2 protein-coding genes are annotated in these 9,700 nt (G+C 44.8%); both read left to right on the top strand.

What is annotated here, in order from left to right:
• The coding region (locus tag OQ5_RS21410; protein ID WP_016778536.1) for a T9SS type A sorting domain-containing protein at nucleotides 1-589 on the top strand (589 nt) is incomplete at its 5' end.
• Between the two features lie 568 nt (nucleotides 590-1,157).
• A partial coding sequence (locus OQ5_RS21405) for a hypothetical protein (RefSeq protein WP_044107998.1) occupies nucleotides 1,158-9,700 on the top strand: 8,543 nt, incomplete at its 3' end.

Raw genomic sequence — 9,700 nt, 5'->3', positions numbered from 1 at the left:
GGAAAAGCAGTTTAACAGCTCAGAGAATGTACCGGAGATTTATACGCGGATAAATGATGCACCCTACGCGATAAATGGTTTGCCTGTATTGACGGAAGAAGCGTATTCTGTTTCGCTGAGTGTTCGCAATCGTGTTGAAGGCGAAGTAACCATAAAGGTTGATCTATCTCAATTCAGTGCCAATTATGAGGTCTATCTTGAGGACAAGGCCACCGGTTCATGGACAAACCTGAAAGAAGTGAACGAGTATGTTTATACACCGACACAAATGGGTGATGATCACGACCGATTTGTCCTTCATCTTGAGAAGGTAGCGGAAGTTCCTACCAGTGTTGAAGAACCGGAACAGCATGATATTACCGGAATAGAGATCATTGGGCAGAAGGAGTTTGTAGTGGTTTGTATCGGTCAGGAATTATTGCAGACTTCAGATGCAACCATTGAAGTAATGGATATAAATGGCCGGTTGATGAACAGTGTCAACACCAATGAACCGGAAACGGAAGTTGATTTGCCTGATAACAGTGGCGTGTTCGTGATTCGTGTAAATGCCGGTGGGGTTGTTGAAACCGGTAAGGTCGTCAGGTGATTAGGTCAATAGGTGATTAGGTCGACAGGTGATTAGTGTCTTCCCCCTGATATTCGTGTTTTTTTTGGCAAAATTAATGCTTTGTCACCGCTCCGCGGTTAATTGTTACTGACTTTATTGGTAATGTTACCGCTCTGTCACCGCTCCGCGGTTTTAGTATTGCCAACCCTGTAACAGCTGTTAATAGCCGCGGAGCGGCGACAGATAATGTGTATAAATTTGTTTGGTTCTGGCTTGTCCAGGTTAGGTGGTAGAAATTAACCGCGGAGCGGTGACAGTTTGGTAGTAAAATCTGTCCGGTAAAAGAGAAAAAAGCTACGGCGTTGCGACCGAAACCCGGATACCCTTATCCCCCCGGATTAGACAGGGGGCCGAAAAATATCACCCTGTGAAGTTTGAAAGCCTCGTTTCGAAAAGTCGGAACGGGGCTTTTTCGTTTATCTCCATTTAACCTTCGTTAACCACTTCATTGTTGTCTGTGACCAAAATGTCAGGGGCGAAAGTTTAATGGTAACGTATAATCAGTTAGTTTTGTGGTTGCTATACATTATTTTAACCCTTCTGTGCTATGAGAAGTTTTACTAAGATTTTTGTTCCTTTTTTTTCTTTCTGTTTCGGATTGTTAAATCTTAATGCCCAAACCGGGCCTGCCGGTGTGGGAAATGCAACCGGAACTGATGGTCTGCCCGAGAATGTTTTGTGGCTGGATGCTTCCGATTTATCTTCTTTTGGTTCCGGTGATACCTGGTTCGACAAGTCAGGTAATGGACATGATGCCGTTAATACCGGGGCAAATATTTCATTAGGAACTTTGGGCGGACAAAATGCACTGGATTTTTCTTCATTTAATAGTGGCAATCTTTCCATTGAGCATGATGCAGTGTTTAATGACATCAGCGAATTGTCGGTTTTTGTGGTTTTCAACACCGGCGCAGGAACAGGCCCGCAGGGACTTATTTCTAAAAGGAACGGGCATAATGATGCTACATTTACTTTATTTATTTGGGATGATTTAGAATTAAATGCTGATTACTCTACAAGCAACAATCGCATTTCGGGTGCTCCCAATACAGCTTCTACTTCTTATATAGCGAATTATATTTTTGAAGTCAACGATTCTTCAAAGATATATAAAAACGGTACGCTTGATAACGGCGCATTCACCCTGACAGGGCCGGACCCGATAAATAATACGGCTGCTGATATCGAAATCGGTAAACTTGACGAGAATTACTCTACTTACTTTAAGGGACAAATTGCTGAAATCATTATATATAAAGACAATCTTTCAGATTTTCATCGTGCTTTGGTACAGACCTGGCTGAGTGAGAAATACGGAATTGACATTGATGAGGTGCATATTTCATATACTCCCGGGGATGATGCTTTTTGGCAGAATGCAACGGGCTGGGTACAAAGAAGTGCCTCAGTCAGGGATTTTGGCCCTTCGGCAGGACTTTATCCTGCCCTCAACGGAGCTTCAGAAGGCGATTTTATAGTCGCGGGACATGACGGGGCAGTAAATGATGAGGCATCTATAGATGTAGGGTCAGATGTTACGGCTTCGGGAGCAGAGGCTGCCTGGAACAGGGCCTGGTATGTCCGGAAAGACGGGACTTCTGATGTCCGGCTTTCGTTTGATCTTTCCGAAGGTTTTGACGGTGGATTGTATCCTCAGGAGATTGATAATTATGTGTTATTACGAAAAGATTCTCCTGCCGGCACTTATTCTCAGGTAGATGTTGCCGGTAAGGGAGTGGTAGAAGGTGACAGAATTTGGTTTGAAGTTTCGAACGCCGACTTTACTGAGGGTTACTTTACGCTTGGCAGTACCGATCAACAGACCAGTCCCGTGCAGGGTAGCGGTAGCCGGATTTGGTACTCTTTGAAATCTACCGGTAGCTGGGATGACCCGCAAACATGGACACTGGCGCCATGCGGTTGTATCCCCGATAATCCTTTTGATTTAACCCCGTCCACATCACCAACTTCAGCTTCCGATAAAGTAGTGATACTCAGTGGTAAAAAAGTGACTGTGCCGGATGGTATGAATAACCTCCAAAATGAGGCACTTACTGTTCATGGTGAACTCGATTTGGGAACAACCAACGGGCATACTTTTAATACAATTGGCGGTACCGGAATTATCTCTATGGCCGGAGATAATTTCCCTGCCGGAGATGCATCTGATTTTGTTACCCGGGGCGAAGGAGAAGGAAAAGTTGAGTTTTACGGTGAGGGATACACCATTTCATCGATCCGGGAATTTTTTAACGTGGATGTTGTATTGGATAGTCCTTCTTCAAAAATGGCTGTATTGTCCGATTTTACTGTCAATGGAACGTTAAGCATTCAACAGGGAATTGTCAGCATTGGAAACGACGCTTCAACTGCAAGTGTTGAGATGACTGTCAGCGGTGATTTGCTGGTACATTCATCGGGTGGTATTGTTACCGGAACAGCCAATGCCCGTCACGAATTAAATTTGTATGGCGACTTTAACAATTCAGGCGGACAGGTTGCTTTTACCAATAGGACTGCTCCCGATTACAACAATGAAGCCACCGATGGTATTGTGGATGTCAATCTTTTGAATCAGCAGAAGGATCAGACCATAACATGTAATGGAACTACTAACTTTTACCGTTTGGAAATCAATAAGGGGAGTCGCTCCCGAACTGTCTTTCTGAATGCTTCGTCTCCTTCTTATTTCAATCTTTTTGGAAGAGCTGATCATCAAAATACCGAAACGGAGAATTACAACGCTTTGGGGCTGATTTCCGGCACAGTGAAACCCGGGCCCAATATTGATATTGATATGCTCAACACCTCAGGCAATTACCATATTTACCCCGATGCCTGTATCTGGGTTGACGGCGGAACGGTTCTCAAAAACAGCGGAAACGCCCTGGTGCCTTATGGTGAACTCCGGGTTACTTCAGGGCTGGTCGAAGCAAAAGTGTCAGGTGGTATTACTACACGGCTAAACGGTATCGTGCGCATTGAAGGCGGAACACTCAATACCAATCAGATCAGAACTTCCGTGCTGGGTGAAGAACACAAAGGAGCTTATATACAAACAGGCGGAACGGTTAATGTTTTAGGTGGGAGTACTACCAGCGATTATTATGTTTTTAACCTGACCCACGAGGACAATTCTTTTGAAATGTCGGGGGGTGTACTCAATATCGAGGAGGCAAATGCCGACGGAGGAATATTCATAAACAGCAAACCTGGCAATGTTTCTGTTACCGGAGGCACTGTAATTTGCAATATCGGGAATAACAGAGACTTTATTATTACTTCACGGGCACCTTTTTACAATCTTCAGTTGACCAATTTTTCCGGCAATAATCGCTCATTCATCCTTGCCGAAGGATTGGATGTGGGTAGTTCTGATCAGGATCTGGAAGCTCAGCCACTGATAGTGATAAATGATTTATCCATTGGTCAGAATTGCCTTCTCGACCATAACGGGATGAATGTATCGGTTGGGCGTAATATGACTGTTGATGCCAATGCGACGGCAGGGCCGGGTGGAACACCGGCTTATCGGGGATACTTATACGATACTGCCAAACCCAACACCACCATCTTTAACGGAAACAGCGATGGAACTTTGTACATCGGTCATGATGTGGAAGACGGTTACGAACAGTGCTTCTGGAATGTAACCATAAATAAACCGGCAGGCAGAATACTGACGCTTGACGGAGACGATGCCAAGCGTGCCGATAATGTGGAAGCGCCCTGGCATGCCCGTCTTATCAGGGTTGATAATGAATTCAGCGTGGAGAGTGGTACTTTTGATCAGGGGATGTATGCTGCCCGGCTATTTGGACCTGTTAATATCAGCAAAGATGGTGTTTGCGGGGTCTATGAGCATGGCGTAACCCATCAGGATGCACTGATTATGCTTAAAGACGGGGATGTAGAGATCAATACTGAAGACGGGGCGGAAATCGGAAACCTGAAATTGAATCCTACTCCCGAGGAGGCCATTATTACATTTAACAGCGATGTTGTGGTCCGGCGAATTGCCTATTATCATGGTCGCATCAATATAGGCAGCAATAATTTAAAGGTTGACTATTTGCACCGTGACGGAACATTAAATCCATACCCGGTATCTGACGGAGACGTTAATCAGATGATCATTACCAACGGCATGGCTTCCGATGGCGGATTGTCAATATATATTCCGTCTGATTCAGATGGAAGTACATTTGCTTTCCCCTTTGGCGTGGGAGATTCCGGAACTGCCCCGGAGTCAAAATATACCTATGCGCAGATAACTTTGAGAAGCAATACCGACGATGGTTACATTACCATTAACCCGGTTGACCGGGAATTGCAGACAGCCGATATAAATGCCGGTGATGTATTGTCGTATTACTGGAGGGTCAGATATGAAGGGTTTGATCAGTTGCCGGAAGCAGAGTATCTTTTTAAGTACTACGATGACGATGTAAACGGGAATGAAAACGAATATTACCCGGGAAGTGTTTTAGCGGTTAATCCGTTTACCCGTTCGTATGAAAATGACAATTCCAAAGTGGATGAGAATGCCAATACCATTACATTCAATGGTTCCGGTAATGGCTTCGAGCTTTCGGAATCGAATTATACTGCCGGGAATACGGATTGTTTCACCGGTGCGCCTTTGGTCTATTATACAAGGGATGTAAGAAGGGAGCCCCGTTGGACAGATTTGGACGCATGGACACGCAGCGATATTTTACAGGATATCAATAACAATGGTATTGTAGATGAATACGAGTATCACGATTCACGACAACCGGCCGCGGATGATTATCCCGGCCCCGGCGATATTGCTGTTATTGGCTGGGTACCCTGGGGAAACACCCAAAGCAGTGGTGAAGAAGGTGAGCCTCATGGGATTTGGATAGATAACAATACCCGGGAATGTGCCGAAGTGATTTTCTCACAGATGAAAGATGCCGATGGTAACCCTGTGCCCCGGGTTTACCGTTCCAACTTTCAGTTCCGGCCTACCTTGTGTATTAATGAGTCGGGACAATTGATTGCTGGAATGGTGCGGGGCGAAGGTATGTTCTGGAACCGGTGGTCCGATCCCGATTTTTCTCTTATGGATATCGGGGAATTTGCTCAAAACGATTCGTCTTACATCGTTTATGAAAATAATTGGAACAATCGAACTTACAACAATGCGCCCGAAGTAGCACCCAATCTTTTAATTTCGAATGACCACTGGGGGCAGCAGGACAAAAATGTGACTTTCCCCGACGATATTGAAACTATCGGTAATTTTGAGATACTGGGTAATATGAATCTTATATTATCGGATGGTGCATCCGGTGATATAACCGTTGGTCGTGACCTGATTATGTTTGAACAAAACGTTTCTTCTGAAGGTAATCCAAGTGGTGGAGGAGCAAGTATTGTTTTCCCAAATAACACTGAGCGACATATTACGGTTTCTCGTGACTTGAGAATGAAAAATGAAGGTGCTTACATTTTTGTGGAGAACCCCAATACTACCATTGATGAACATTCCATTACTGTTGGTGGCGATATTATTCAGGAATCTGCCGGAAGTGATCCCAATGGTTTGCAGTTTTTCACTGCAACAAATGAGGATCGCATTACATTGGTTCTTGATGGCAGCGATAATATGACTTATACTTATGTGGATGGCGATATTCCCGCATTATACAGACTTGTGGTAAATAAGGGAAATTCGATTAACTCCAGGGCTCAGTTTAATGGCGATTTTAATCTTCACGGCCCCACATCGGGTGCCGGTGTGGAGAAAGCACTTGAATTACAGAATGGTTTGTTTATTGCCAATCATCCCGATATTAATATTAATCTTTCTACTGGTGACGATTATTTTGAGATTAACAGCAATTCCGGGCTTGAAGTACGCGACGGAACCTTGCACATTAATGGTGGATCGGGTCTTTCGCTCGATGGTTTGCTGCGTGTTTCCGGAGGGGTTCTTGATATGAGTGGTGGCGATCATCCGATTGTTTATTCGGCGTCGGGGAACGCACGCATCGAAGTTACCGGAGGTACGCTGAATGTCGGGTCTCAAATTCGCCGGTCTGCAACCAACGATATGGGTGTATTGCAATACAGTCAGCGGAACGGTAATGTTTATATTGGAACAGACGATGGTGGAATTTCATCCAGAGGTATGTTTGAGGTATTGAATGATGGAAGTGAGTTCAGGCATACAGGTGGAGGCTTTGAAATATTGCGTCAGAACGGTGCAGTTCCTACTGCTCCTGCATTGAATCTTGATCCTGAAACATCAGTCTTGTCTGGCAGCCGCATTGTTTTGTTCAATGGTAATACTCCTGCCGGTCAGGATGCTTTTGGCTTACGGACATCTGTTCCCTTAAACGAACTTGAGATAAACGGAAATAATAACCCGCGTGTAGAATTGCAGGATGAAGCGCTTTTAATGACAGGAGACCTTTTCATCAACAGTGGTGCAACTCTCGATGCCGGCGGACTGGATATGCAGATAAATTCCAATTGGTTTAATGCCGGTAATTTTGTGCCTTCCGGAAATGAAGTTCTCTTTACCGGAGCTTCCAATCAGCAAATTGAAGGAAATACCACCTTTTACAAACTCACTAAAAACGGAGAAGGTTCTCTGATGTTGAGTGCAGGAACTGACGTAACAGTTAGTTATCTGCTGACGCTTAATGATGGTGTTTTCGACGATAATGGCAACAATATTTTTGTTTTACGCGACGTGGTGAACCATGGTGAGTTCGTGAGTGGCTCCACTGGTGATGGTGTGGTGCTGAATGGCAGTGTAGAGCAAAAAATAACCGGTGAAGGAAGTTTTGAAAAATTATGGTTCGAAAACAGTGCCGGCTTTAGTCAGGAGTCCGGTAACATCATCACTATTAAAGAGAACCTGCAACTCGAAGAAGGTGTTTTTGATATTGGTAACAATGAAATTGTGTTTGAAACAGGGGCAACAATCTCCAATTCATCAGACCAGTTTTCGGCTGCTAATATGATTCAAACCAATGCTTCTTTTGCAGATGGCGGTATCCGAAAATACTTATCACCGGGGGCAGCAAGTTTTATATTCCCGATAGGGAGTCAGGGCATTTTCACACCCGTTGAACTTGACATGACAGGAAATTCTGCATCGGATGGTTACTTGCGGATTAAAGCATCCGATGAGGTACATCCCAGTATCGTGGATGACCCGGGTACCACGATGATAGAACCCGACAATGTATTGCATTATTATTGGGTGGTTGATGCCGGCGGGCTTTCTGACTTTACCGGTGAACTTGTTATGAGCTATGCTCCGTCATTGGTGCAGGTTAATGAACCCGGCTATAGTTATGACGATTACATTACCGCACGGATTTTATCCCGCGGGACGGGAGAATGGAACAAGAATCTGGGAGATGTTGATGTAAACATTCACAGACTCACCTTTAACTTTAATTCGGCAACCAATGCAGAAGGAATATCAGGTGATTACACCGCGGGAATTGATGAAGCCATTCCGGATCAGGTGCCTGTATACACTTCGGTAAAAGATGGTGACTGGACCGATGTCAGTGTATGGACACCTGCACCACCTGCCGGAGGCCCACGGGGTGCTATTGTTGAAATACAGCATGACGTTACCATTCCGTTTGATTATGCAGTTTCTTACAAAACGCATATTGACGGTTCAACAGATGGGCGATTACTTATTCCCGGTACTGAAGGACATCGCCTGGGTATCGTTGACGGTACAGGTACACTTTATCTTGAAACGGCCGGTGTTCCGGCAGGAGAGTATTCCACTTTCTTCGATCACGGTGGCGGAACCATCGAATTTGGTGGCGATGGTGTGAGTTATCCGGTGCTTGGTGGTATTTACGATGTTAACAACCTGAAATTTTCAGGTTCCGGTGTGCGCGAATTCCCCAATTCATTAATACGTATCAAAGGTGATTTAATAATCGATGGTTCGGGAAGTCTTTTGGTTGACAACAGATACGACAAGACCATTTCGGTTGAAGGTAACATTACCTTTAATGGTGGATCATTCGATGCCGGAGAAGGCCAGGATGCAGCTGTCGAATTAAATGGCAGCAGTCCGCAGGGTATACAGGGAACAGAGTCGTTTGCCGGAACCAGTGCTTTCTACAATCTTATTGTCAATAATCCAACCGGTGTGGAATTCACCAGTCCCGTGGAAGTGAGTAATGTTCTCAGTTTGCTGGATGGACGTATCGCCACGCATAACGGGACTTTAACACTTACCAGTCCGTCTGTTGATGCCGTCGTCGGAGGCAATGCTTCATCCTATGTTGAAGGCCCTATGGTTAAATATATCAATCACGGCAGTTATTTTGAATTTCCGGTAGGACATTCGGGCCGATACGGAAAGGTAAAGGTTTCCAGCACTTCTACATCAGGAGTATCTGCCTGGGAAGCTGAGTATTTCAACGACAATCCGGCCAATTATGGTTACAATCCTGAAAGTTTTGTTTATCCCGTTGCTTTTGTGAGCCGTAACGAATTCTGGAGAGTTAAAGGGCCCGAAGGCAGCAATGCTCATGTGACGGTTCGATGGGACAGCCAAAGTGGTATCTCTTCCGATCCTTCAGAGCGAAATGATCTTCGACTGGTGGGGTGGAAAGAGAGCACCCCTGATAACCAATGGGAAGTAACAGGTGAAGTTTTATATGATGGCGGGAAAAACAATGGTACCTTAATAACCAATCCGATTGCATCATTTAATGATTTTGGAGAGGGTAATTTCTATTCCATTGGATCCATTTCAGTAAGCAATTATCCGTGGCTCGGGTATACTACCGACTGGTTCGATACTCAAAACTGGCAATCGGGGAATATTCCTTCAGGAAATACAGTGGTTGAGATTCCGGCAGCCACTGAAGTGGATTATATGCCGGAAATTGACGGTGACGCGTTCTGTATGGACCTGACCATTAATCCGAATGGTAATTTGACGTTGAAACCGGGTGCCACTCTTGAAATAACCAATGATGTAAATAACAGCGGAACCATTATCCTCGAATCGACCAATTCTAATCTTTCATCACTGATGTTGCCGGATAGCCCGACAAACACGGGAAC

The sequence above is a fragment of the Anaerophaga thermohalophila str. Valhall genome (assembly GCF_000250735.1).
In the GTDB taxonomy this organism is placed as follows: Bacteria; Bacteroidota; Bacteroidia; order Bacteroidales; family Marinilabiliaceae; genus Anaerophaga; species Anaerophaga thermohalophila_A.
The sequence above is the reverse complement of the archived record's forward strand: the minus strand, read 5'-3'. Positions and strand labels throughout refer to the sequence as shown.